21 protein-coding genes are annotated in these 23,318 nt (G+C 57.0%); 11 read left to right on the forward strand and 10 right to left on the reverse strand.

Annotated elements, in window-relative coordinates:
* Positions 1-129 precede the first annotated feature (129 nt).
* Complete coding sequence (locus tag JXR15_RS10220; protein ID WP_422053128.1) at positions 130-1,680, forward strand: trimethylamine methyltransferase family protein; 1,551 nt, start codon at positions 130-132, stop codon at positions 1,678-1,680.
* On the opposite strand, the gene JXR15_RS10225 is transcribed toward JXR15_RS10220, so the two are convergent.
* A complete protein-coding gene (locus JXR15_RS10225) occupies positions 1,681-1,977 on the reverse strand; it encodes a DUF6477 family protein (protein WP_422053129.1) in 297 nt (98 codons plus the stop codon).
* Positions 1,978-2,221: 244 nt separating this feature from the next.
* Between JXR15_RS10225 and JXR15_RS10230 the strand changes: the two genes are divergently transcribed.
* Positions 2,222-3,307, forward strand: coding sequence for a DUF6456 domain-containing protein (locus tag JXR15_RS10230; protein WP_422053130.1), 1,086 nt, complete (start codon positions 2,222-2,224; stop codon positions 3,305-3,307).
* Between the two features lie 52 nt (positions 3,308-3,359).
* On the opposite strand, the gene JXR15_RS10235 is transcribed toward JXR15_RS10230, so the two are convergent.
* On the reverse strand, positions 3,360-3,908 hold the full coding sequence (locus JXR15_RS10235; protein WP_294227063.1) for a peroxiredoxin: 549 nt from the start codon (positions 3,906-3,908) through the stop codon (positions 3,360-3,362).
* A gap of 220 nt (positions 3,909-4,128) precedes the next feature.
* Here JXR15_RS10235 and lipA point away from each other — a divergent pair, with 220 nt between their 5' ends.
* Complete coding sequence (gene lipA / locus JXR15_RS10240; RefSeq protein WP_422053131.1) at positions 4,129-5,079, forward strand: lipoyl synthase; 951 nt, start codon at positions 4,129-4,131, stop codon at positions 5,077-5,079.
* A gap of 93 nt (positions 5,080-5,172) precedes the next feature.
* Here lipA and JXR15_RS10245 read toward each other — a convergent pair whose 3' ends face one another.
* The 3 genes from JXR15_RS10245 to soxR form a co-directional block, all read right to left on the reverse strand.
* Complete coding sequence (locus tag JXR15_RS10245; protein ID WP_422053132.1) at positions 5,173-6,711, reverse strand: trimethylamine methyltransferase family protein; 1,539 nt, start codon at positions 6,709-6,711, stop codon at positions 5,173-5,175.
* 229 nt (positions 6,712-6,940) lie between these two features.
* Positions 6,941-8,128, reverse strand: a complete 1,188-nt coding sequence (locus JXR15_RS10250; protein WP_422053133.1) for a pyridoxal phosphate-dependent aminotransferase — start codon at positions 8,126-8,128, stop codon at positions 6,941-6,943.
* A gap of 212 nt (positions 8,129-8,340) precedes the next feature.
* Positions 8,341-8,820, reverse strand: a complete 480-nt coding sequence (gene soxR / locus JXR15_RS10255; RefSeq protein ID WP_422053134.1) for a redox-sensitive transcriptional activator SoxR — start codon at positions 8,818-8,820, stop codon at positions 8,341-8,343.
* A gap of 99 nt (positions 8,821-8,919) precedes the next feature.
* On the opposite strand from soxR, the gene JXR15_RS10260 reads away from it, so the two are divergent.
* Positions 8,920-9,294, forward strand: coding sequence for a VOC family protein (locus tag JXR15_RS10260; protein ID WP_422053135.1), 375 nt, complete (start codon positions 8,920-8,922; stop codon positions 9,292-9,294).
* On the forward strand, positions 9,287-10,321 hold the full coding sequence (locus JXR15_RS10265; protein WP_422053137.1) for a DMT family transporter: 1,035 nt from the start codon (positions 9,287-9,289) through the stop codon (positions 10,319-10,321). The genes JXR15_RS10260 and JXR15_RS10265 overlap by 8 nt, the downstream gene beginning before the upstream one ends.
* Here the strand turns inward: JXR15_RS10265 and JXR15_RS10270 are convergent.
* Positions 10,274-10,618, reverse strand: coding sequence for an MmcQ/YjbR family DNA-binding protein (locus JXR15_RS10270; RefSeq protein ID WP_422053138.1), 345 nt, complete (start codon positions 10,616-10,618; stop codon positions 10,274-10,276). The two genes, JXR15_RS10265 and JXR15_RS10270, sit on opposite strands and share 48 nt — an antisense overlap.
* A 223-nt stretch (positions 10,619-10,841) precedes the next feature.
* Between JXR15_RS10270 and cysS the strand changes: the two genes are divergently transcribed.
* From cysS to JXR15_RS10285, 3 genes are all read left to right on the forward strand, one after another.
* Positions 10,842-12,254: a cysteine--tRNA ligase gene (cysS, locus tag JXR15_RS10275; protein WP_422053139.1), complete on the forward strand. Its 1,413-nt coding sequence runs from the start codon at positions 10,842-10,844 to the stop codon at positions 12,252-12,254.
* 117 nt (positions 12,255-12,371) lie between these two features.
* Positions 12,372-14,021, forward strand: coding sequence for a citramalate synthase (cimA, locus tag JXR15_RS10280; protein WP_422053141.1), 1,650 nt, complete (start codon positions 12,372-12,374; stop codon positions 14,019-14,021).
* Positions 14,018-14,791: a squalene/phytoene synthase family protein gene (locus tag JXR15_RS10285; protein WP_422053142.1), complete on the forward strand. Its 774-nt coding sequence runs from the start codon at positions 14,018-14,020 to the stop codon at positions 14,789-14,791. Before cimA ends, JXR15_RS10285 begins: the two co-directional genes overlap by 4 nt.
* Before the next feature lie 16 nt (positions 14,792-14,807).
* Here the strand turns inward: JXR15_RS10285 and JXR15_RS10290 are convergent, their stop codons facing one another.
* Positions 14,808-16,037, reverse strand: coding sequence for an MFS transporter (locus JXR15_RS10290; RefSeq protein ID WP_422053143.1), 1,230 nt, complete (start codon positions 16,035-16,037; stop codon positions 14,808-14,810).
* Positions 16,038-16,128: 91 nt separating this feature from the next.
* Between JXR15_RS10290 and JXR15_RS10295 the strand changes: the two genes are divergently transcribed.
* Positions 16,129-16,761 (forward strand): DNA-3-methyladenine glycosylase family protein, encoded by a 633-nt coding sequence (locus tag JXR15_RS10295; RefSeq protein WP_422053144.1) that lies wholly within the window; start codon positions 16,129-16,131, stop codon positions 16,759-16,761.
* A gap of 36 nt (positions 16,762-16,797) precedes the next feature.
* Here JXR15_RS10295 and JXR15_RS10300 read toward each other — a convergent pair whose 3' ends face one another.
* The 3 genes from JXR15_RS10300 to JXR15_RS10310 all read right to left on the reverse strand — a co-directional run bounded on the left by JXR15_RS10300 (position 16,798) and on the right by JXR15_RS10310 (position 20,148).
* Entirely contained in the window at positions 16,798-18,219 is a 1,422-nt protein-coding gene (locus JXR15_RS10300; RefSeq protein WP_422053145.1) for a DUF1353 domain-containing protein, read from the reverse strand.
* Between the two features lie 144 nt (positions 18,220-18,363).
* Positions 18,364-19,770 carry a type I glutamate--ammonia ligase gene (glnA, locus tag JXR15_RS10305; protein WP_422053146.1) on the reverse strand — a complete coding sequence of 469 codons (1,407 nt, stop codon included), beginning with the start codon at positions 19,768-19,770 and terminating at the stop codon, positions 18,364-18,366.
* Positions 19,771-19,809: 39 nt separating this feature from the next.
* The gene (locus tag JXR15_RS10310; protein ID WP_164642114.1) at positions 19,810-20,148 is read right to left on the reverse strand and encodes a P-II family nitrogen regulator; all 339 of its coding nucleotides are present in this window, start codon (positions 20,146-20,148) and stop codon (positions 19,810-19,812) included.
* Between the two features lie 175 nt (positions 20,149-20,323).
* On the opposite strand from JXR15_RS10310, the gene JXR15_RS10315 reads away from it, so the two are divergent.
* Complete coding sequence (locus tag JXR15_RS10315; RefSeq protein WP_422053147.1) at positions 20,324-22,120, forward strand: NAD(P)H-hydrate dehydratase; 1,797 nt, start codon at positions 20,324-20,326, stop codon at positions 22,118-22,120.
* A gap of 84 nt (positions 22,121-22,204) precedes the next feature.
* Complete coding sequence (locus tag JXR15_RS10320; RefSeq protein ID WP_422053148.1) at positions 22,205-23,263, forward strand: Hint domain-containing protein; 1,059 nt, start codon at positions 22,205-22,207, stop codon at positions 23,261-23,263.
* The last annotated feature ends 55 nt before the right edge of the window (positions 23,264-23,318 follow it).

Below are 23,318 nucleotides of genomic sequence, written 5' to 3' on the forward strand. Positions count from 1 at the left end.
GCACCCACGCCGAAAAACGACCGGCCAATGTCGCATTTTTGTTTCAAAGGACGCTAACCAACCGGAGTGGCTCTTGTAGGACAGGTAGACCTTTCACAAGGACATCAATTCAGCCTGTGAGGATAGGACATGGCAGAAGCAGCGACACGGCGGCGGGGACGCGGCGGCGGAGGGGCGGCGCGGCGCGCGGAACGCACCGGCGTGAAAATCGAGGCCGCAAAGTTCATTGAACGCAATATGCCGCTGTTTGAGGTGCTCAACGAAGAAGCACTTCAGATCATTGAGACAAATGCGGATATTCTTCTGGAAGAGGTGGGCGTCAACTTTGTGAACAACAAAGCGGCGTTGGATCTATGGAAGGACGCGGGTGCGGAGGTTGATTATCAAGCCGAGCGTGTGCGCATTCCTAAAGGTCTCGCACGAGAGCTTTGCAAAACCGCGCCGTCGCGCATTGTGCAACATGCACGCAATCCTGAACGCACTGTCGAAATTGGCGGCGACACATTGGTGTGCGCGCCGGTCTATGGCCCGCCGTTTGTGCGTGATGCGGAAGGTGGTCGCCGCTACGCCACAATGGCGGATTTCGAGAAGTTTGTGAAACTGGGCTATATGTCAAAGTGGCTCCACCACTCTGGCGGCACCGTATGTGAGCCCACCGACGTGCCAGTGAACAAGCGCCACCTCGATATGCTGCTGGCGCATATGACCCTGAGCGACAAGCCGTTTATGGGTTCGGTGACCGAGCCAAGCCGTGCGCAAGACAGTGTGGAAATGTGCGAGATCCTGTTTGGCAAGGAGTTTGTACAGAACAACACAGTGATGACCTCGCTGATCAACATCAACTCGCCGATGACGTTTGACGACATCATGATGGGTGCGCTGGAGGTTTATGCGAAAAACAACCAAGCCTGTATCGTGTCGCCGTTCATCGTGGGCGGTGCGATGGCGCCGGTAAGCGTGGTTGGCACGTTGACACAGGTGCTTGCAGAAGTGCTGGCTGGCATTGCCTATAGCCAGCTGATCCGCCCTGGTGCGCCAGTGATCTTTGGGGCCTTTGTGACGTCGATTGATATGAACTCAGGTGCGCCAACCTTTGGTACGCCAGAGGCCAGTCAAATTCTGTCCGGCGCGGGCCAGTTGGCGCGTCGCCTGGGATTGCCGTTCCGCTCCGGTGGCGGGCTGTGTGGCTCCAAGATGCCGGACGCGCAAGCGGCTTATGAGACTGCTCACACGCATAATGCCGCGCTGACCGGTGGTGTGAACTTCATGCTGCACGCTTGTGGCTGGCTGGAAGGTGGGCTTGTATCCAGCTTCGAGAAGTTTGTGATGGATGCGGATCAGCTGGGCGCGTTGCACAAAATGGCGGCGGGTGTGCCCTATGATGAAAACGCCCAAGCCATGGATGCCGTGCGTGAAGTGGGGCCGGGCGGGCACTATCTTGGTTGCGCGCACACGCAAGCGAACTTCAAAGATGCGTTCTGGCGCTCGGAACTGCTCGACTATAAGCCGTTTGAGACCTGGTCTGACGAAGGCGGGCGCGACACGCAGGCGCTGGCGTCTGCGCGGGTTGAGCAACTTATCGACGCGTATCAGCAACCGGCGCTTGATCCGGAAATCGAAAAGGCGCTGCGGGCCTATGTGGCTGAGAAAAAGGCGTCGATGCCGGACAGTTTTGTCTGATCAAAGAAGTTGAGATTGCGAGGCCCGCAACAGGTGGGCCTCGCTTTGCATGGCGATCGCGAGGTCGACATGTTTCACAGCCGAGTAAGCCGCCGCGCCTGGACGCCGTTGCTGCTCGAGGGCGATTTTCAAAGAAAATCGATACAACAGTTCTGCTCCATTTGAAGGCTGGAACGTGCGTGAGGTGTGTCGCTTAAGGATTTGATGTGTATCGCATTTCGTGGTGCCGAAGTTGGGCTCGTGGATGCGACCTCGCGGTCGTTTGAGGTGGTCCAGTTTGGCAAGACAGGCATGCATGGAATCGCACTTTCCTCTCTGAGTGCTCCCAGTGGAGCATAAGTTTTCGCGTGTTGCGTGAAATCGTTTTCAGCGTTCTCTGCAAGAGAGTGCTGTTCACAATTTCAAAACAATCCTTAAGGGCAGCGACACCTGATGCGCTCGCCTACACAGCTCATTTTCGCTGTGCAAAACTTTTTGGATAACCCTGTGGATAATTCTGACAGCGGTTGTGACCCAAGGTCTTTGTAAGGAGTAACGAGAGATGCAACCGGAACATGTAGTCCCCCCCTTGCCAACCTGGCTGCCACAGAGCGTGGCACGTTACGTGGCCCACACGGAACAAGGCCTATCCATCCGGGAGTTGGCCCGACGAGATGGCTGTCATGCCTCCACCGTGAGCCGACAAATTCATAAGCTCGAAGCGATGCGCGATGATCCGTTGGTGGATGCCGCTTTGAAGACGTTCCGACAGCAATCGCAGGCGAAGGGGACGGGAGCGCCTTTGCTGGAAGGCGCGGAGGATTTGCCTGACGAGCGTGTGGTGCAGGAAGACGGGCTGCGCGTGTTGCGGCGCCTTATTGAAACCGGTTCGGTTTTGGCGGTGGCGAGCGATATGGACACAGCGGTGGTGATGCGCGACGAGACCACGCGCACCGCCAGCCTGACGCGGCAGATCGCACAGGCGATGGCGCTTAAAGGCTGGATCACCTGTGTTCAGACAGGCCGGGTGAGCCGTTATGTGATTTCGGCGCAGGGGCGGGGGCAACTGAGCAAGATGGTGGCGGCGGCAGAAAACCAGGCTCAGGAGCGCGCACAGGGTTTTTCGGAAACGCAGACCGCATTTGGCCGGTCGTCTGGCGCGGAGGGCGAGGGCCAACTGGCCGCGCATGGTTCGACGCTCCAGGGGCGGTTTATGGCGTCAGAAAGCCCGCTGTCAACTTTGGCGCGCCGCAAGGATCGTGACGGGCAGCGGTTTCTCTCGGAAGATCTGGTACACGCCGGCGAGCGGCTGCGCGAGGACTACGAGTTGGCGCAGATGGGGGCAGATCTGGCGGCGTGGCGCCGCTATCTGAAAGCGCCGCATGAGCAGGTTTATGGCGGCGAGTCTGAGGAGACGTGTGGGGCGGAGCCTGCGCGGGCACGGGTTGTGGCGGCATTGGAGGCTTTGGGAGATGGGCTGACCGATGTGGCGTTGCGCTGTTGTTGTCAGCTGGAGGGGCTGGAAGCAGCTGAGAAGAACCTTGGGTGGTCAGCACGGTCTGGCAAAGTGGTGCTGCGGATTGCCTTGATGCACCTGCGGGAGCACTACCTTGCAGAGGCCGGAGGCGCAGGGGATTACATCGGATAAATGAAAAAGGCCCGCCAAATGGCGGGCCTTTCCGAATTTCTGCGAGACCAGCTTAGGCTGCGGACTCGGCTTTGGCGTTTGCCAGGAACTTCAGCAGGTTCTCTGGGGAGCTTTCGCCATATGGGTCTTCGCCGTGGTTGTCTTCCAGTCCTGGCTCTTCAAACCATGCTTCCACAACACCGTCGTTGATGATGGCAGCGTAACGCCAGGAGCGCAGGCCAAAACCAAGGTTGTCTTTTCGCACCAGCATGCCAACTTTGCGGGTGAATTCGCCGGAGCCGTCAGGGATCACGTCGACGTTTTTCACGTCTTGCGCTTCGGCCCATTTGTTCATCACAAAGCTGTCGTTTACGGACATGCAGTAGATGCCGTCGATGCCGTTTTCCTGGAACTTGGCGAAGTTCTCTTCAAAGCCCGGCAGCTGATATGTGGAGCAGGTTGGGGTGAAGGCGCCAGGCAGCGAGAACAGGATCACGCGTTTGCCTTTGAAGTAGTCATCGCTGGTCATGTCCTGCCAGCGGAAAGGGTTTGGGCCGCCCACTGCTTCGTCACGTACACGGGTTTTGAAGACAACATTTGGGACTTTGACGCCAACTTGCATTGAAGATTTCCTCGGTCAGAATTTGTACTGCGCGTGATCTATAACGATTCTAAAAACTGACGCAATGCTGCAAAGTCGAAACATCTTTTGAGGGTGCGGGAAACCGCTGATCTGGCAGGGATTTGACCACATATGCATAGCTGCCTTGCATTTCTGGTAGTGGCGGGCCGGAACACTTATGTTACACAGCGCAAACCCAAGTTGGCCGGAGGACCATCAGTTGCGTGATTTGAAGTTGCCAGAGCAGCGCCACCCAGAGAAGGCGCACCGCAAGGACAATGCTCAGCCTAGAAAACCCAAGTGGATTCGCGTCAAAGCGCCAACCGGTGACGGCTATAATGCCACCCGCAAGATTATGCGCGAGAACAACCTGACCACGGTGTGTGAAGAGGCGGCGTGCCCCAACGCGGGGGAATGCTGGAGCCAAGGCCACGCGACCATGATGATCATGGGTGAGATTTGTACCCGTGGCTGTACTTTCTGTAACATCGCAACTGGTAAACCGGACACATTGGATGTGTTTGAACCGGGCCGTGTGGCTGAGGCGGTGAAAAAGCTGGATCTGAACCACGTGGTGATCACCTCGGTGGACCGCGATGATTTGGAAGACGGTGGGGCAGAACACTTTGCGCAGACCATTCGGGCTGTGCGGCATCGCTCCCCCAAGACCACGATCGAAATTCTGACTCCTGACTTCCTGAAATGTAAGCCTGAAGTGTTGGAAGTGGTTGTTGAGGCGCGTCCCGATGTTTTCAACCACAATCTCGAAACCGTGCCGGGCCTGTATCCGCAGGTGCGTCCCGGTGCGCGCTACTTCCATTCCCTGCGTCTGTTGCAGCGGGTGAAAGAGATGGATCCGTCAATTTTCACCAAGTCTGGCATCATGGTTGGCCTGGGCGAAAACAAACAGTCTGTGCACCAGGTTATGGAAGACATGCGAGCCGCAGACATCGATTTTCTCACGATCGGCCAGTATTTGCAGCCGACGCCAAAGCACCACGGCGTGGACCGTTTTGTGACGCCGGAAGAGTTCAAGAGCTATGAAACCGCCGCATATGGCAAAGGCTTCTTGATGGTCTCGGCAACACCACTGACCCGCTCGTCTTACCACGCGGGGGACGATTTTGCGAAGCTGCGCGATGCGCGTGAGGCGCAATTGGCGAAGGGCTAAGCCAAGACGGTTGGCATGGGGGCGCTGCCCCCAGACTCCCGGGATATTTTGAGACAAATGAAGGCAGGCGCCGCGGGTTGAGCGGCGCCTCTTTTATTGCGGCAAGTGGATGGTGAAGCGGGCGCGCAGGGCTTGGTCCAGATCGGGGGCGAAGCCCGCGGCCGACGGTTGAGAGAGGATTTTCGCTTTGCGAGATTTGGCTTTTTCAAGCAGACTTGGCTTGCCCATCTCCGCCCATTCTTTAGGAGAGGTTCGATCTCCAAGTGTCGGATAAACATGATCTTTCTGCATGCGGCTTAAAGTGGCATCTGTGCCGAGATAGTGGCCGGGACCGTTGAGGCAAACATCGCGGATTTGCTCCAATGCCAAGGTTTCCTCATCGACCTCAATGCCGCGAACTGAACGCAGCGCTTGACCAATAAGATCGTCGCCGAGGATCAGGCTTTCGTGACAGAATCCTAGCAAAGACGCGTGCATGCCGGCAGCCTCATAAACCATATTAAGGCCAGAGAGGCCGGCCATGACGTTAGAGCACATTTGCTCCCACCCTGCCTGCATGTCTGGCAGTTTGGAGTCGCTGGCCCCGGCGGCGGCGCCACCAGGCAACCCGTAGAACTTGTGCATTTGGGCGCAGCCCGCTGAAAGCAGGGCTTGTTCGCCGGAGCCGACGCTCATCGCGCCGGTGCGTAGATCGAGACCAAAGGGCCAGGTGCCACAAATCGCGGGGTGGCCGGGCGCTATGGCGTTTACATAGACAATGCCAGCAAGACATTCGGCGGTGGCCTGTACAATGGCGCCGGCGATGGTGGAGGGCGCGGTGGCGCCCGCCATGCCAGCCGACAGCAAAAGCACCGGCATGCCGCCGCGAATGCAGGCTTCCATGACCTCACAGCTTTCCGTGGCAAACTTCATCGGCGGCACGACAAAGCAGTTGGTGTTGCTGACAAAGGGGCGTGCGCGCCAGGCGTCTTCGCCACCGGCAATCATGTGCAGCATCTCCAGCGCATCGGGTACAAATCCAGGTTCGGTAAAGGACACGCCGACGTGTTTGGTGGTGCCAGAGCAGCAGGCGTAGATGGTGTTGAGGTCCATCTCCTTGTTGTCGGTGATGTCGCGCGCCACCATCGGGCGCTGCAAAAAATGGATGTTGTCGAGTTGATCAGCAATACGGGCGGCGTCGTGCAAGTCTTGCACGGTACTGTCGCGGTAGTCTTCGGTGTCGACGTCCACCATATGCACCGCCGCGCCTGCGGTGCCAAAATGCACGCGGTTGCCGGAGAGCAGTAGATCATGGTTGGCGTCTCGGCTGTATAAGGTGATGTCCTTGCAGGCTTTGGCAAGCATGTCTTCGACCAAGGCGCGGGGGAAGCGCAGACGACCGTCGTCGCCCAGAATGGCACCTGCAGCGGTTAGGATGTTGATGCCAGATTGCGGTGCGTCGGCGAGGCCAATTTGTTCCAATGCGTCCAGGGCGGTTTCGTGGATGCGCTGCATATCGCGGTCTGTAAGCGGCTTATACTGGCCGCCTTCCATACCGGCGCGGATCGGGCGGATGTCTTGGGACAGTGGTGCTGAGCGCGCAGCACGACGGGCGGAGCGGCCGCCGGAGCGGCGGGAAATAGGGGCATTCATAGAGATAGGGTCCTTTGCGTGTTGATGAGATGAGGGTCACATCAACAGACAGGGCGTCCCCGTGCGGCGCGTCCGCGCTCTGCGCCGATGGTGAGCACCACCAGCTGGATTTTGCTGCGTATGGCTTGCATGTCGCACTCCTTGTTCGAGAAGTGTGCGACTCAGTTTTGGCGACGTCATGTCCAATTGCGACAGATGTCGTTTTTGAAACATTACGCCAACCAAAGGGTCAGGCAGCGGGGTGTTTGGCCAGTTTTTCCGCATGATCCACAAGGGTTTGTAGGGCTTCTTTGAAGCGCTCATCCGCCACAGTCATGGCCACGCGGATGTGGCCGTGGGCAGATTGTCCAAAGCTTTCACCGGGCATGGTTGCGATATGATGGGCGTCCAGTAGGCTGTTTGCGAAATCCTCACCAGATAGGCCCGTCGCCCGAACATCCAGCATGATGTACATGGCACCTTGAGCAGGAATGAGGCCAACGGTGTTTTGATTGGCCAGGATATCCTTGGCAATTTCACGGCGGCGCTGGAAGGGCGCGGCAATATCGCCTTCCAGACCTTCACCTTGAGCCAGGGCAAACACAGCTGCGTCTTGAATAAAGCCGGGCACGCCGTAGGTGGTGTGGGTGGCGAGGTTGATCAGGTGGGTGATGACCTCGTTTGGCGCGGCAATCCATCCAATGCGCGAGCCGGTCATAGCGTGGGATTTGGACATAGAACCAACCACAAGCGTGCGCTCGGCCATTCCCGGCAGGGCGCGGGGACTGATGTGCTCACCTTCCCAGACCTGTGTATCGTAGACTTCGTCGGAGATAAGCCACAGGTCGTGATCTTTGCAGACCTGTGCGATGCCGTTGAGCGTGTCGCGACCATAGACCGTTCCGGTGGGATTATTTGGCGTGTTGACCAGGAGAGAGGCCGCGCCTTTGGCGGCTTCTTCCGCAATTTCCTCGGGGCGCGGTTTGAAGGCGTTGGAGGCATGGGTGCGGATTGGCACGGGTTTTGCGCCAACGCCGCGGATGGTCCCGGGGTAGGTGGCGTAATACGGGTCAATATAGAGTGCGCGCTCTCCCGGTGAGCAGGTGGCGACATGGGCGGCAAACAGTGCGGCTTGACCGCCTGGGGTGATCAAGATGTTCTCGTAGGTCGTTGGCACACCAGTGCGCTCGGTCAGGCGGGCGGCCACAGTCTCGCGCAATTCCTGTGTGCCGGGCACCATAGCATAGCCGGTATGGCCACCGCGGGCGGATTGGTCCATGGCGCCGAGGATCACTGGATCGGTGCGGATGTCGTGTTCGCCGATGGTCAGCTCGGTCACATTCACGCCGTCGGCGATCATGCGGCGGGCCTTGTAGAAGACATCCCAGCCGTCAGATCCGCCGCCGGTGATGTTGGTGATGCGCTGCGAAAGTTTCATGTCCCGCACTCCCTAAGTGTTCTTTTGCCTCAGGTGGCAGAGGGCGCGCGTGCAAGTCAAATTCAATGTCGTGATAGGGGGTATTTCCGTTGCGGCTATGTCGGGAACGCGGGGTAAGGGGTCGGATTTGGCTGTTGAGAAAGGGGGGCTTTGCCCCCGACGCAGCAAGCTGCGACTCCCACAGAATATTTGAGTCAAGAAGACACCTGGGGCTACAGGTCAGACGGCGTGTCGCCCATCAGGTAACGCGGGCCCGTGCCTCGGGCTTTGGCGCGATCGTCGGGGTTGTAGAGTTTGCAGTTGGACAGGCTGAGGCACCCACAGCCGATGCAGCCGTCGAGTTGGTCGCGCAGTCTGGTCATTTGCGCAATGCGCGCGTCAAGGTCTTTGCGGAAGCGTTCCGAGATCGCCTGCCAGTCGGCTTTGGTGGGGGTGCGGTTGGAGGGCAGGCTGTCCAGCGCTTTGCGGATTTCGGCGATCGAAAACCCCAAAGACTGCGAAATCATTACAAAGGACAGGCGGCGGATATCAGCCCGTTCATAGCGGCGCTGTCCGGTGTCGGTGCGATGCGGATGCACAATGCCTTCTTCCTCATAATAGCGGATTGCAGACGGGGCGAGGCCGGTGCGTTCGGAGATAAATCCGATGGTCAAACCGGTGGGGCGCAGGCGGAGTTTTTGCTTCGGTTTCATTAGTGATCTGTATTTGTTCATAAAAAAGTTCTTGTGGTGAAGTTAACTTGAGGAATTAGCCTGAGTCCATCAAGAAATTCAGAGGAAGGACCGAGAGCAATGAAACTTGAGCATGTGAACCTGACAGTACGTGATCCAAAAGCAACTGCAGCGATCTTGTGTGAGCTGTTTGACTGGCAGGTCCGTTGGGAAGGCGAGTCGATTTATGGTGGCCACACCGTGCATGTGGGCGACACCGAGAGCTATCTGGCGCTTTATGCCCCCCCCAAGGAGATCCAAAACGCGGAAGAAAGCTATTACCGGGCGGGCGGATTGAACCACATCGGTATTGTTGTCGCTGATCTGGATATGGTGGAAGCGCGCGTGAAGGCGGCCGGGTTTGTGCCTGGCAACCATGCGGATTACGAGCCGGGAACGCGGTTTTATTTCGAAGGGCCGGATGCCGTCGAGTACGAGGTGATCAGCTATGCCTGAGTTGCAGAAAGCTGGCCCCATCGGATTGCTGATCTGGTGTGGCACCTTGCTGGGCGTGGGGTTCCCGCTCAGCAAGCTGTCCGCGGCGGCGGGTGTGCCGCCGATGGTCTGGGCGCTTTTGGTGTCCGTTGGCACCTGTACGGCGCTGTTTCCCTTTGTGGCGTTGCGCGGGCAGTTGCGCCTGCCACGGGGACAGTTGCTGCGCTATGTGCTGGTGACCGGATTGGTGACCTCGGCGGGGATCAACGTGATGATATTTGGCTTGGTGCCAAAGCTGGGCGCGGGGCAGGTGGGTATGATGTTTGCCTTGTCGCCGGTGGCAACATTGGCGGTGTCATCCTTGTTTGGCCTCAAAACGCCCTCGCGGTTGGGCGTGTTTGGCATCGCCTTTGGATTGATCGGCGCGCTGATGGTGGCGTTTGGGCGTGGCGGCGTTGAAGGCACGTTGCTTTGGTCTCTGGTCGGGCTGACCATTCCGGTGATCTTGGCGGCTGGCAATGTCTACCGCACGTTGGATTGGCCCGAGGGAGAACACCCAATTGCCTTGGCGTTTTGGAGCCAGATGGTGTCGATTGTTGCCTTGGTTGTCGTGATGGTTGCACGCGGGGAAGGTATTGCGCTCCACACCGTGGCGGAGGTTCCTTGGGCGGCAACGGCCCAGATGGTGGCGGCTGCCTTGACCATACCAGCGTTTTTCCAACTGCAACGTGTGGGTGGGCCAGTGATGTTGAGCCAGATTGGTTATGTTGCGGCTGCTGTGGGCCTTATTGTTGGCGTGGCTTTGCTGGGTGAACGCTATGGGCCTGTGAGCTGGATTGGAGCAGGTGTCACGGCTGTTGGCATTGCCTTGACCATTCTGGCGCAGACCGGGCGGTCCATCGCGATACCAAAGGCCTTCCCGCTGGGACGGTTGACCCGAGCAAAGCTGTGGATCGGCGATGCATGTGAGAAGCAACGTGTGCCCAAACAGGCCAATTTGTTAGCTGCGCGGCGGCAGGCTGTTCTGAAGCTTCTTCGTCAGGCCTGAGCGTACAATATCGTAGGACACCGCCAGACGGTGGCGCAGTTCTTCTGCGTCGCCGTCGAGCGGCATGTGGATCCAGCTGCGGTGAAAATAGGGCGCCTTAATGCCCACTCCGGCGTCAATCAACATCTGCGCGGTTTCAATGCTGTCGGTTTTCACGGACACACCGGTGTTGGCAGCACCGATGCAGGCAAACATTTTGCCGCCCACTTTCCAGGCGTCATGTTCGCCGCCCCATGGGTCGGACAGTTCTGCCCCGGGGAAGGCGGCGCAGATGGTGTTGATGGTTTCTCGGCTCATGTCGGCACAGTGCGTCACAGGGGGGAATTGGTCAATTCAGAGATGTCGGGCTTGACCGCCGTTCGCGCCGAGCATAGGGTCGCCGCCATGAACACTGTACGCACCATTATTATTTGCTGCTGCATTACCTGCTGACATCGTCAGGCGGGCCGTTCTTCTATTTCAAACATGTTTGAGAATTGGTAAGCCCGCCACGGACCAACCGTGTGCTGAGGAGCCACTTATGACTGAGATCAAGCTGCACAATACGCTGAAACGCCGCAAAGAGGTGTTTGAGCCGATCGATCCTAAAAATGTGCGGATGTATGTCTGTGGGCCAACGGTTTATGACCGCGCGCATATTGGCAATGCGCGACCTGTGGTGGTGTTTGATGTGCTGTATCGTTTGCTGCGTGAAGAGTATGGCGCCGAACACGTGACCTACGTGCGCAACTTCACCGACGTGGATGACAAGATCAACACACGGGCGGCGGAGAGCGGTCGCAGCATTGGCGAGATTACGGCGGAAACCACGCAGTGGTATCTTGATGACATGGGCGCGCTAGGGGCGATGGAGCCCAACCACATGCCGCGGGCGACGCAATACATCGGTGAGATGATCACCATGATCGAGAAGCTGATTGCGGATGGGTTTGCCTATGCACACGACGGCCACGTGCTGTTCCGGGTGCGCAAATATGACGACTACGGCAAGCTCTCGGGCCGGTCAGTGGATGACATGATCGCGGGCGCGCGGGTTGAGGTGGCGAGCTACAAAGAAGATCCGATGGATTTTGTGCTTTGGAAACCGTCTGATGACGCGACGCCGGGCTGGGAGAGCCCTTGGGGGCGGGGGCGTCCGGGGTGGCATATTGAGTGCTCGGCGATGAGCAAGGAGCTGTTGGGCGCGCATTTTGACATTCACGGCGGCGGTAATGATTTGTTGTTCCCGCACCATGAAAATGAGATCGCCCAGAGCTGCTGTGCCAATGGCGGGCAGCACATGGCGAACTACTGGCTGCACAATGAGATGCTGCAGGTGGAAGGCAAGAAGATGTCCAAGTCTTTGGGCAACTTCTTCACCGTGCGCGATCTGCTGGATGGGCATGACGGCAATCCGGGCGTTCCGGGTGAAGTGATCCGTTTTGTGTTTCTGAGCACGCATTACGGCAAGCCGATGGACTGGACCGCGAAGAAGGCGGCGGAGGCTGAGGCCACGCTGCGCAAATGGCGGCGAATTACCGATGGCGTTGCAGCTGCTCCAACTGCGCCCATCGAGATCGTGGCAGCTCTCGCGGATGATCTAAACACGTCCCAAGCATTAACTTATCTTCATGTGATCGCTTCTAGAATGCCAAAGTCTTACACTGACTTGAGCAAGGAATATGGCCCTGCTGATTTGCTTGCAGGTGCTCAACTTCTAGGTCTCCTTACAAATGAGTTGGGCGCCTGGGCACAGGGCGTTGATTTGAGTGCGTTTGAAGCGCTTCTTGCCGAAACTCGCTCAAAAGCGATGGAGAATAAAGACTTCTCCGAAGTTGATCGTATCAAGGGCGTGCTGATGGACGCAGGTGTAGAGGTGCGTATGGGCAAAGCGGGTGTAGAACTCTTGCCTGCTGCCGGATTTAACCCCTCCAAGTTGGAGGGGCTTCTGTGATGCCTTCCGAAACCAAAGGACATCGCCTGACCGCGGGCGGAAGCAAAGCGCCCGCCCATGGGGGCGGTCGGGCGCTGTCCGTGACGCAAGCGCCACGGACCAAGAAGGAATGCTGTCGTGACTAAAGAGCGCCTCTATCTCTACGACACCACGCTGCGCGATGGGCAGCAGACACAGGGTGTGCAGTTTTCGACCGGTGAAAAGGCGCAGATTGCGGCGACCTTGGACGCGATGGGCATCGACTACATCGAGGGCGGCTGGCCGGGGGCAAACCCAACTGATAGCGATTTTTTTGACTCCAAACCCAAGTTGAAAGCGACTTTCACTGCTTTTGGCATGACCAAACGTGCGGGTATGTCGGCGGAGAATGATGATGTGCTGGCGGCGGTGATGAATGCGGGCACAGAGGCGGTCTGTCTCGTGGGCAAGACTCATGACTTTCACGTGACCAAGGCGCTTGGCATTACGTTGGCGGAAAACACCGAAAACGTTGCCAAATCCGTGGCCTATATGGTGGCGCAGGGACGCGAGGCTTTGTTTGACGCGGAGCATTTCTTTGACGGATACAAGGCCAATCCGGCATACGCGCTGGAGGTTGTGAAAGCAGCCTATGAAGCTGGTGCGCGCTGGGTTGTTTTGTGTGACACCAATGGCGGGGCCTTGCCGCGCGAGGTCTACGAGATCACCAAGGCGGTGATTGCAGCAGGCATTCCAGGCGATCATCTGGGCATCCACACCCACAATGACACGGAACATGCGGTGGCCAACTCCTTGGCGGCGGTAGATGCGGGTGCCCGGCAAGTGCAGGGCACGTTGAATGGGCTTGGTGAGCGTTGTGGCAATGCGAACCTCACGACGCTGATCCCGACGCTGCTGCTCAAAGAACCCTACGCCAGCAGCTTGGAGATCGGAGTGAGTGTTGAGACACTGGAAGGTCTGACGCGGGCGAGCCGGATGTTGGACGACATACTCAATCGCGTGCCAATGCGGCAGGCGGCATATGTCGGCGCCAGTGCCTTTGCCCACAAAGCCGGGCTGCACGCCAGCGCGATCCTGAAGGACCCTAGCACTTATGAGCATGTAGATCCGTCCGTGGTGGGCAATGAGCGGGTTATACCGATGTCCAACCAAGCCGGGCAGAGCAATCTGCGCAAGCGGCTGGCGGATGCGGGGCTAGAGGTCGAGAAAGGCAATCCGGCGCTTGGTGACATTCTCAATCGCATCAAAGAGGCCGAGGCCAAAGGCTATTCGTACGACACGGCGCAGGCCAGTTTTGAGCTGTTGGCGCGGGATGCATTGGGCCTAACCGAGAGCTTTTTTGATGTTGAGCGTTACCGTGTGATTTCTGAGCGCCGCCGCAATGCCCGCGGGCATCTGGTGGTCGAAAGTGAAGCGGTTGTCACTGTGCAGCTGCCCAATGGTGGTAAGACCACAAGCTACTTCAAAAATGACCATGCGGATGAGATGAGTGACGAAGGGCCGGTGAACGCCCTTTGGCAAGCACTCAAATCAGATTTGGGGCCTTATCAAGAGGTCATAGATGACGTGCGTCTGGTGGACTTCAAAGTGCGGATTACCAATGGCGGCACCGAAGCTGTGACGCGGGTCATAATAGATTTTGAAGATGACACCGGACGGCGTTGGGCCACGGTTGGTGTTTCTGCCAACATAGTGGATGCCAGCTTTGAGGCGCTGTTGGACGCGCTGAACTGGAAGCTGGTGCATGTTGGAGCGCAAGTTGCCCGTAAGTCTGGAGCCTTTGCGTGACGCAGGATGATTTTAACGCCTGCGCTGATCTGGTGCAACGTGGTGATCCGGATCGCTTTGCCGCCGTGCTTGCGGCCAAGCCAGCGGCGCGGGATGTGCTGCTTCCAATCTACGCGTTTAACGTCGAGGTGGCGCGGGCGCCCTGGGTGACGCAGGAGAGCATGATTGCCGAGATGCGGCTGCAATGGTGGCGCGACGCGTTGGATGAGATCCGCGAAGGAAAACCAGTGCGGCGGCATGAGGTTGTGTCGCCTTTGGCAGAGGTTTTGAGTGTCGAAGATGCAGAAGTGCTGGATCGGCTGATCGAGGCGCGGCGTTGGGACATTTACAAAGACCCGTTTGAAGATTTGGCCCACCAAACGCGGTATTTGCAGGACACCGGTGGCGCGCTTTTGTTGGCGGCTGCGCGCAGCCTGGGGTCTTGCGAGGAAAGCGTCGCGCTTGATGCGGGCTATGCCTTGGCGCTTGCGAATTGGTTGCAGGCCATCCCAGCGTTGGAAGCGCAGAAGCGTGTGCCTTTGGTAGATGGACGTCCGGAGGCTGTCAGAGCCTTGGCCAAAGAGGGGTTGGAGCGGTTCAGACAAGCGCGCGCCAATCGTGGTGCGGTGTCATCGCAGGCTGCGCAGGCGTTTTTAAGCTGTTGGCAGGTGGAAACTGTATTGTCACAAGCGGCTGCGGAACCGGAGCGTGTAGCACAAGGTGCGCTTGGCATGAGCGAGTTTGGCAAGAGGGTCGGCTTGCTCTGGCGCGGTGTGAGCGGGCGTTGGTAAACGCCCGCCAGTTTGCTTAAGCAGCTTTTTCGTCAGCAGGGCGGAACATCAACCAGATGAGTGCGCCACCGGCCAGCATCAGGAACGGCGCCATCGCGAGGTTCACGCTGGTCCAGCCAGTCACCGCGTCACCGCCGGAGCAGTTCATCAGACCGCCAGAGGCAAGTGAGGCCACTGTTACACCACCAAACACGATCACGTCGTTCATGCCTTGCATACGGCCACGCTCTTCGACGGTGTGGGCACCGGCAAGCATGGTGGTTGCGCCGATGAAGCCGAAGTTCCAGCCAAGCCCTAGCAGGATCAGCGCGATGAAGAAGTTCTCCAGTTCAACACCTTGAAGCGCAACACCCCCAGCCAGGCCAAGGATCAAGATGCCGGTGGCGAGGATTTTCTCAACGCCAAACTTTGCGATCAGGTGGCCGGTAAAAAACGACGGCACAAACATAGCAAGTACGTGGGCGGTCACCACATCAGCGGCGTCGTTTTGCTCAAAGCCACAACCGACCACAGCCAGCGGGGTCGAGGTCATGACCAGGTTCATCAGCGCGTAGGCCACCATGCCACAGATCACTGACACAGCGATGCGCGGGCTGGTGATCAGCTCCCAACGGGTGCGGCCTTTGGGGGCGTCTGCTGAGGGCACAGGGGGCTTCGGAATGTCGATGAACAGAAACAGCAGGGAGCCGATAACGTTGATTGCGATCACCGCGATGTAGGCACCAAGGAAAGGCACCACCATGGAGTCAGACGTCACTTTGACCAATTGTGGGCCGATGATCGCCGAAAGCAAGCCACCGGCCATAACGTAAGAGATAGCTTTAGGGCGAAAGGCCTCAGAAGCGGTGTCAGCGGCGGCAAAGCGGAAGAAGCCCTGCGCGGACATGTAAACACCCGTCAAAAGCGAACCAAAGAGGAAGACCGGGAAACTGTTGAGGTAAAGGCCATAAGCCCCCACAGCGCCACCCAAAGCCCCGCCCATAGTGCCAACAACAAACCCGGTGCGGCGGCCATATTTCTGCATGATCGCCGAGAGCGGCGTTGCAGAGAGCATCGAGCCCAAAACAATCAATGAAATTGGCAGCGTTGCAAAACAGATGTTGGAGGCCAGAGACTGTCCCGCCAACCCGCCAATCGTAAAGATCAACGGCATTTGCGAGCCCAGGAAGGCCTGCGCCAGAACCAGAATAAACACGTTGCGCTTGGCGCGATTGTCATCGGCGGGGAGGGAGGTGATGTCGGTCATGCGCCAAGCGTTAGCTTGTTAAGCAGCTGAGGTCCAGTGGTTGCACTTCACCAAACCGCGACTAAGGTGCAGAGAGACTTTGGAGGCGCTTGTGGACGTTGGACGGATTATCAAAACGGAAGACTGCGTGGCTGAAGGTGCAGCTTGGCTAGCAAACCAAGATCCGCGGTTTGCACGGGCGTTAGACCTGACCGGCCCATTGCCACTACGGTTGCGTCCGGACGGGTTTGACCAGCTGCTGAGCGCGATCGTAAGCCAGCAGGTGAGCGTGGCTTCTGCAGCTGCGATCTGGAAACGCATGCAAGACGCGGGCCTGGTATCTGCTGAGGCAATTGTGGCCGCGTCAGAGGATGATTTGCGTGGGGCGGGGCTCAGTCGGCAAAAGATGCGATATGCGCGGGCCTTGGCAGACGAAGGTATTGATTTTGAAGCGTTGAGAACTGCGTCCAACGACGAGATTTTTAGGACATTGACCAAGGTCAGCGGCATTGGGATTTGGACGGCGGAGATCTACGCGATGTTTTCTCTTGGCCGCGCGGATGTGTTTGCGCCCGGCGATCTGGCGTTGCAGGAAAGTGCGCGGATGTTGTTTGGCTTGAATGAACGCCCAAAAGAGCGCGCGTTGCGTCAAATGGCGGAAGACTGGTCTCCCTGGCGCTCCGTGGCGGCGCGCTTGTTGTGGGCTTATTACCGCGTTGATAAAGGTCGTGAAGGGGTGCGATAGCTTAAAACTGGGCTACCACATGCCCCTATTCACCACTTATTGGGACGGAGCTGGTTGTATCAGCGCGTCTAAGGCACTGTCATTGGGAGTCATAAAAATAATGTTTCCGGATGAGCCATACGGAAATTCAATATTTTCCCGTTCCAGCTGTCCCTGCAGGGAGGGGGAGATTTCGTAAGAAACACCGCCGTTCACGCCGCTTGCATTCAAGCGAATTGCGTCGATTTCGTAAGGCGTGGCCTGATCTACGTCTTTCCCAACGATGATCTTCCAGACATTGCGCTTTGCGTCAAATGCGTCAATTTGGTCCGGGTTCCAATCTTCAAGGTTGATTTGTATTTGCTGTTGTTCCCACGGTTTGGTTTCCAGCTCAAGGGATTGACTCAGAATGCTCTCAGTCGCGCCGAATTGCGGCTGAAACACAGAAAGATTGGAGTAAGTTTGCGTTACAGGATCAAACCGGTCTTGTAAGAAACCGTCGTTCCAAGGAGGTATGCTTGCGATGTCTGTGACCGCTTCATCTGTTAAAAGGCCAAGGCTATCGAGCTTGGTTTTGTAAGATTCCGTGTTGAGCGCTTCTGTTAGATGATCAATGTAGGACTGCACGCCTTCTTCTGTGGCGGATATCTTTCCATCTGGGAAAATATTCAGAAACTCTCCTTGAGAAGTTTTGCGCGTTTTTATTACCGCATTGATTGATGCTTTGGCTATTGCCCAACTTTTTGTAATCCACCCAGCATCTGCAGCGTCTATCGGGCGCCCCATAATGAGGATATTGATGGGCCGACCATTTGGGTCTAGATCCCATTGTTTGTAGGTGCTTACAGCTAAGTATTCCGCACAGGCCTTGGTCTCAGAAACGCCTGATGCCAGCATTCCCAAGTAGTAGTTTTTGTGAACAACGTCTGCGCTAGCGAATTCTACGAGTTGGTTCTGACACGGTCGCCCGGCTTCTGGATGGTCAAAGACCTGACAAGTATCGGTAAAGTAGTCGTGAACCACAGACGGTTTGAGGTGGTTTCCGGAGAATGGCCCGCCGATAGCAGACCATAGCGCTCTCGGGATGGACGCACCATCAACAATGTACTCAGAAATTGCCTCGAATTTTTTGCCATTCGGTGCGATATAGGTGATAGGCGAGTTCAGTTGAAATAGCGGTCTTTCAGCATAGTCTGGAGTGACAAAAACCCCACTCACGGTCCCGGAAAACATACCGTGTTTATCGGGAGCATCTTTGAAAGCACAGCTAAAGGAGACCTGCGGAACCAGAGCCGCAAATAAGGTTACTCCGATTGGAAAAATTTTAAAATTCACACGCATTTTAACACCTAAAGAAGAGGTTTTGAATGTCAATTTTCTAACAGGCGGAAAAGGCGGTGTGTCAAGTAGGTTTCTTAAGCGGGTATGCCCTTTTTTATGGAGCAATCGGAAGTATAGCGCCCAAATTGGTAGGAACATAGTTCCGGCCCACCAATGGCACGTCGATCTTTGGCATTTGTGAGCGATCAGTAAGAAAATCAAAATGTACATGCACCAACATGCAGGCTTGAACAAAAAAAGGCGCTCCGAGGAGCGCCCTTTTATGTGTAATCCGACCCGGATTTAGCAGCTGTAGTACATGCCAAATTCAACTGGGTGTGGGGTGTGCTCGTAGTGCTCAACTTCGCCCATCTTCAGCTCAATGTAGCCTTCGATCTGGTCTTTGGTGAACACGTCGCCAGCCAGCAGGAAGTCGTGATCCGCTTCCAGGCTTTCCAGAGCTTCGCGCAGGGAGCCACATACGGTTGGGATGCCAGCCAGTTCTTCAGCAGGCAGATCGTAGAGGTTCTTGTCCATGGCTTCGCCTGGATCGATCTTGTTCTTGATGCCGTCAAGGCCAGCCATCAGCAGAGCTGCGAAGCAGAGGTATGGGTTCGCGGATGGATCCGGGAAACGGGCCTCGACGCGCTTGGCTTTCGGGCTTTCGGTCCAAGGAATACGAACACAGCCGGAGCGGTTGCGTGCGGAGTAGGCGCGCAGAACTGGTGCTTCAAAACCCGGGATCAGACGCTTGTAGGAGTTGGTCGATGGGTTGGTGAAGGCGTTCAGGGTTTTTGCGTGCTTCAGGATGCCGCCAATGAAGTACAGAGCTTCGTCGGACAGATCGGCATACTTGTCGCCAGCAAAAAGCGGCTTGCCGTCTTTCCAGATGGACATGTTCACGTGCATGCCGGTGCCGTTGTCGCCGTAGATCGGCTTTGGCATGAAGGTGGCGGATTTGCCGTAAGACGCGGCCACGTTGTGGATCACGTACTTATACTTCTGCAGCTCGTCGGCCTGTTTGGTCAGGCTGTCAAAGATCAGGCCCAGCTCGTGCTGACAGGAGGCCACTTCGTGGTGGTGCTTGTCAGTTTTCATGCCCAGACGCTTCATGGTGGAGAGCATCTCGGAGCGCAGGTCATGGCTGTCGTCGGTTGGGTTGACCGGGAAGTAGCCGCCTTTGATGCCAGGACGGTGACCCATGTTGCCCATTTCGTATTCGGTGTCGGTGTTCCAGGAACCGTCGATCGCGTCAACTTCGTAGGATACCTTGTTGATTTTGTTCTCGAAACGAACATCATCAAACAGGAAGAATTCTGCTTCTGGACCCATGTAAGCCACATCACCGATGCCGGAGGACTTCAGGTAAGCTTCGGCCTTTTCGGCGGTGCCGCGTGGGTCACGCTCATAGGCTTCGCCGGTGTCTGGCTCAACGATGGAGCAGTGCAGACAGATGGTCTTTTCGGCATAGAACGGATCAACGTAGGCAGAGGTTGTGTCTGCGATCAGTTTCATGTCGGAGTTTTCGATGGATTTCCAGCCTTCGATGGAGGAGCCGTCAAACATGAAGCCTTCTTCGAGGAAGTCTTCGTCAACAAGATCCACATCCACTGTCACGTGCTGCAGCTTGCCACGTGTGTCGGTGAAACGGATGTCCACATATGAGGCATCTTCGTCTTTGATCAGCTGGAGAACTGCGTCTACGCTCATTCCCTTGGTCCTTCTGATTGCTTTGAATTCTGGGTGAAATTACAGTGCGTCCGGGCCGGATTCACCGGTACGGATGCGGATGGCTTGCTCCACGGGGGAGACAAAGATCTTGCCGTCACCGATCTTGTCGGTTTTAGCAGCGCCCACGATGGCCTCAATCGCGCCGTCAACCTGATCAGCTTCCAGCACAACTTCGATTTTCACTTTGGGCAGGAAGTCCACAACGTATTCCGCGCCACGGTAAAGTTCGGTGTGGCCTTTTTGACGGCCAAAACCTTTGACTTCAACAACGCTTAGACCCTGGATACCAAAGTCCTGCAGGGCTTCTTTGACTTCATCAAGTTTGAACGGCTTGATGATGGCTTCGATCTTTTTCATGTGGAGGCTCCTCCTCAGGTGCGTTCTTGAAATCCGACAGACCACTTTCATTGCTGGGTCACAATTGGATAGGGTGACGCAGGGCTCTCTGGATGAGCGGATTTTAGGGGTGTGATTAAAAATTAGGCAAAGTGGCGCTAAACTGCGCTGAATTGAATCGCAGGATGTTTCACAAATGAGCGAATTGTTAACCGCAGCCCAAATGCGCGCCATCGAGCAGGCCGCAATTGAGTCGGGCGAAGTCACCGGCCTGGAGTTGATGGAGCGGGCCGGGCAGGGCGTGGTGGAAGCCATTTTTGAGGAGTGGCCGGAGCTTGGTGCTCGGGATAAAGAGGCTGGGGGCCAGCCCCCCGACCCCCGGGATATTTCTGGAATGAGAATGCGGGCTGTCGTGCTGTGTGGGCCTGGGAACAATGGCGGCGACGGTTTTGTTGTGGCGCGGCTTTTGCATCAGCGGGGCTGGGCTGTGGAGGTGTTTCTCTATGGAGATGCCGAGAAACTGCCGCCTGATGCACGGGTGAATTATGAGCGGTGGTGTGAATTGGGGGCGGTCAGTCCGTTAACTGAAAAGAATCCACGGCAAGGTTTCTTTGCCGATATCTATGTCGATGCCTTATTTGGGACTGGATTGAAGCGAGGCCTTGAGGGGGAGGTGTTTCGTGTGGTCCGGCATCTGTGTGGGGGGGATGGAGATCACTACCAAGATCGAATGGTCAGTATTGATGGGCCGTCAGGTCTTTGTTTAGATAGTGGCCGCGTGCTGCATCAAGGACCCATCGAAATTTGGCCCGACGAGGTGCATGCGAGGCTTCCCGATGAAGTGAAGGTTCGAATTGACACGCCTGACCGCCTACACGATTTTCATGATCGCCGATCTGCACTGACTGTGTGTTTTGATAGCCCAAAGCCGGGCCATTTTTTGGCCCATGGTCCAGACCTATGTGGCAAGGTTATTGTCAAAGATATTGGTATCTCTAGGCAGCGCCTTCAGTACAATGGAGCCCCCTGTGATGTAGCGTTTGCGCACGGCCCTAAATCCTCTAGACGTGCGATGCGGCCTGCATTTCTGCGGCTTGTTGAACAGCAGAGCTGCTCAGAGGATCCGCGACCTTTTGGTGGGGTGGCGTTGCAACTTTTGCAAAAATATCGGGGCAATCACAAATTCTTCCACGGCCACGCGCTCATCCTCACTGGCGGCTCCGGGAAAACCGGTGCGGCGCGGTTGGCAGCGCGGGGGGCGCTGCGCATCGGCGCGGGGCTTGTCACGCTGGGCGTGCCGCCGAGTGCACAACAAGAGGTATCCTGTCAGATTTCAGCTTTGATGTTGCAGCGGATGGCGGATGTTCAGGCACTTGCGGATGTCTTGCAGGATGAACGCATAAACGCGCTGTGCTTGGGGCCGGGCATGGGGCTGGAAAGGGCGCGGGATTTGGTCCCGGTGGCGCTGACCGCCAAACGCGCAGTGGTGTTGGATGCGGACGCATTGAGCGCCTATGCAGATGCTCCAACAGAACTTTTTGATCTTTTGCATGAGAAAGTTGTGCTGACGCCGCATGGCGGCGAGTTTGCCCGGCTGTTTCCGGACATTGCGGCCAAGCTGGCGGAACCACCGACCAAAGGCCCGGCTTTTTCCAAAGTGGACGCGACTCGAGATGCTGCCGCGCGGGCAGGGTGCGTCGTATTGTTTAAGGGGCCGGATACTGTGATTGCTTCGCCAAGCGGGCAATGTGCCGTGAATGCGGCGGTCTATGAGCGCGCGGCGCCTTGGTTGGCGACAGCGGGTTCTGGGGATGTTTTGGCGGGGTTTATCACAGGACTCTTGGCCCGCGGGCTTGCACCGCAATGGGCTGCGGAGGCGGCCGCGTGGTTACACGTGGAATGCGCGCGCGCCTTTGGGCCGGGATTGATTGCCGAGGACTTGCCGGAGATGCTTCCGCAGGTGCTGCGTTCTTTGGACAACGCGCGGCGGTAACTTGGGGCGGTTTGCTGGTCTTTTCTTCAAATTTGACGTAGCCTGATCTCAATAAACAAAACACAGGTCTGGCAGGTCTGTTCCATGGCGAATTATTCATTTTGGGCGTTGGGGGAATCCCACGTCTCGGTATCTGGTGGCGTCTCGTTGGACGGGATCACACAGGGGGACGGCAGTCACCTTGTGGGGGAAACCATCACACTCAATTCAAATGCCTGGGAGCAGATCTCTGTACGGGACCGTGGCAGCGATACCAATTTTGACGACAATGACGGCAATCAACGGCTGGCTGGATCCCAGACCTTTGACGGCACCACCTATGGCAATCGAACACGGATCGAAGCGGAGTATGAGTTTGTCCTGCTGGACCCCAGCACGGGGCAAACCTACCGCGTCCTGTCGGTGAACTTTAACAACTCTTCGCCAGCTTATGGAACGGTGGAGGGGCTGGCCTTTGTCGATGAATTTCCGCCGGTTGGTGTGCCGCTGACGGTGATTTCCGCTCAGGAAGGGCCGACGGGTGGTTCCGCGGTGGATCAGTCAAATATTGCCGCCCCGCCTTGCTTTACGCCGGGAACACTGATCCGCATGCGCGGCGGGCAGGTGCCGGTGGAGACCATTCAAGTGGGGGATCTGGTCAAGACGCTGGATCACGGGTTTCAACCCGTGCGTTGGATTGGGAGTGTCACGCTGTCAGCGGCCCAACTTGCCGCAAACCCAAGTTTCCAGCCGGTGCAGATACAAAAAAACGCCTTTGGGGCTGGGCGGCCGCGCCGCACGCTGACGGTATCTCCACAGCATCGCATTCTATTGGAGGGCTGGCGTGCAGAACTGTTTTGTGGCGAGCCTCAAGTATTGGCTGCGGCGGTGCATCTGGTGAATGACAGTGGTGTGCGTGTGGTGCACCCCGACGGGCCTTTGACCTATATTCATCTGCAATTTGACCAACATGAGATTTTGGACAGTGAGGGTCTTTTTACGGAAAGCCTGTTTGCGGGGCCGGGGGCTTTGCAAGGTTTGCCGGATGAAAGCCGCGCCGAACTGGTGGCGTTGTTTCCCGAGCTTGCGCGCGGAAACAGTGGGACCTTGGCCCGCCCCTTGGCACGGCGGCAGGAGGTGCAGGCCATTCACCTAAATGGATGATGTTCAGTGGTGCCGACTGCTGAGTTGCTGAATTGTTTTGCTGGAATTTTTGTTT

This window comes from Shimia sp. (assembly GCF_049116215.1).
Taxonomy (GTDB): domain Bacteria; phylum Pseudomonadota; class Alphaproteobacteria; order Rhodobacterales; family Rhodobacteraceae; genus Shimia.

Excerpts from the sequence above, each read along its gene's own strand:
- JXR15_RS10270 (WP_422053138.1), bottom strand. The coding sequence starts at position 10,618 with ATGAGCCGAGAAACCATCAACACCATCTGCGCCGCCTTCCCCGGGGCA.
- JXR15_RS10230 (WP_422053130.1), top strand. The coding sequence starts at position 2,222 with ATGCAACCGGAACATGTAGTCCCCCCCTTGCCAACCTGGCTGCCACAG.
- JXR15_RS10290 (WP_422053143.1), bottom strand. The coding sequence starts at position 16,037 with ATGACCGACATCACCTCCCTCCCCGCCGATGACAATCGCGCCAAGCGC.
- JXR15_RS10320 (WP_422053148.1), top strand. The coding sequence starts at position 22,205 with ATGGCGAATTATTCATTTTGGGCGTTGGGGGAATCCCACGTCTCGGTA.
- JXR15_RS10260 (WP_422053135.1), top strand. The coding sequence starts at position 8,920 with ATGAAACTTGAGCATGTGAACCTGACAGTACGTGATCCAAAAGCAACT.
- JXR15_RS10250 (WP_422053133.1), bottom strand. The coding sequence starts at position 8,128 with ATGAAACTTTCGCAGCGCATCACCAACATCACCGGCGGCGGATCTGAC.
- JXR15_RS10220 (WP_422053128.1), top strand. The coding sequence starts at position 130 with ATGGCAGAAGCAGCGACACGGCGGCGGGGACGCGGCGGCGGAGGGGCG.
- JXR15_RS10315 (WP_422053147.1), top strand. The coding sequence starts at position 20,324 with ATGAGCGAATTGTTAACCGCAGCCCAAATGCGCGCCATCGAGCAGGCC.
- soxR (WP_422053134.1), bottom strand. The coding sequence starts at position 8,820 with ATGAAACCGAAGCAAAAACTCCGCCTGCGCCCCACCGGTTTGACCATC.
- JXR15_RS10265 (WP_422053137.1), top strand. The coding sequence starts at position 9,287 with ATGCCTGAGTTGCAGAAAGCTGGCCCCATCGGATTGCTGATCTGGTGT.
- JXR15_RS10245 (WP_422053132.1), bottom strand. The coding sequence starts at position 6,711 with ATGAATGCCCCTATTTCCCGCCGCTCCGGCGGCCGCTCCGCCCGTCGT.
- JXR15_RS10310 (WP_164642114.1), bottom strand. The coding sequence starts at position 20,148 with ATGAAAAAGATCGAAGCCATCATCAAGCCGTTCAAACTTGATGAAGTC.
- glnA (WP_422053146.1), bottom strand. The coding sequence starts at position 19,770 with ATGAGCGTAGACGCAGTTCTCCAGCTGATCAAAGACGAAGATGCCTCA.
- cysS (WP_422053139.1), top strand. The coding sequence starts at position 10,842 with ATGACTGAGATCAAGCTGCACAATACGCTGAAACGCCGCAAAGAGGTG.
- JXR15_RS10225 (WP_422053129.1), bottom strand. The coding sequence starts at position 1,977 with ATGCATGCCTGTCTTGCCAAACTGGACCACCTCAAACGACCGCGAGGT.
- JXR15_RS10300 (WP_422053145.1), bottom strand. The coding sequence starts at position 18,219 with ATGTTCCTACCAATTTGGGCGCTATACTTCCGATTGCTCCATAAAAAA.
- JXR15_RS10235 (WP_294227063.1), bottom strand. The coding sequence starts at position 3,908 with ATGCAAGTTGGCGTCAAAGTCCCAAATGTTGTCTTCAAAACCCGTGTA.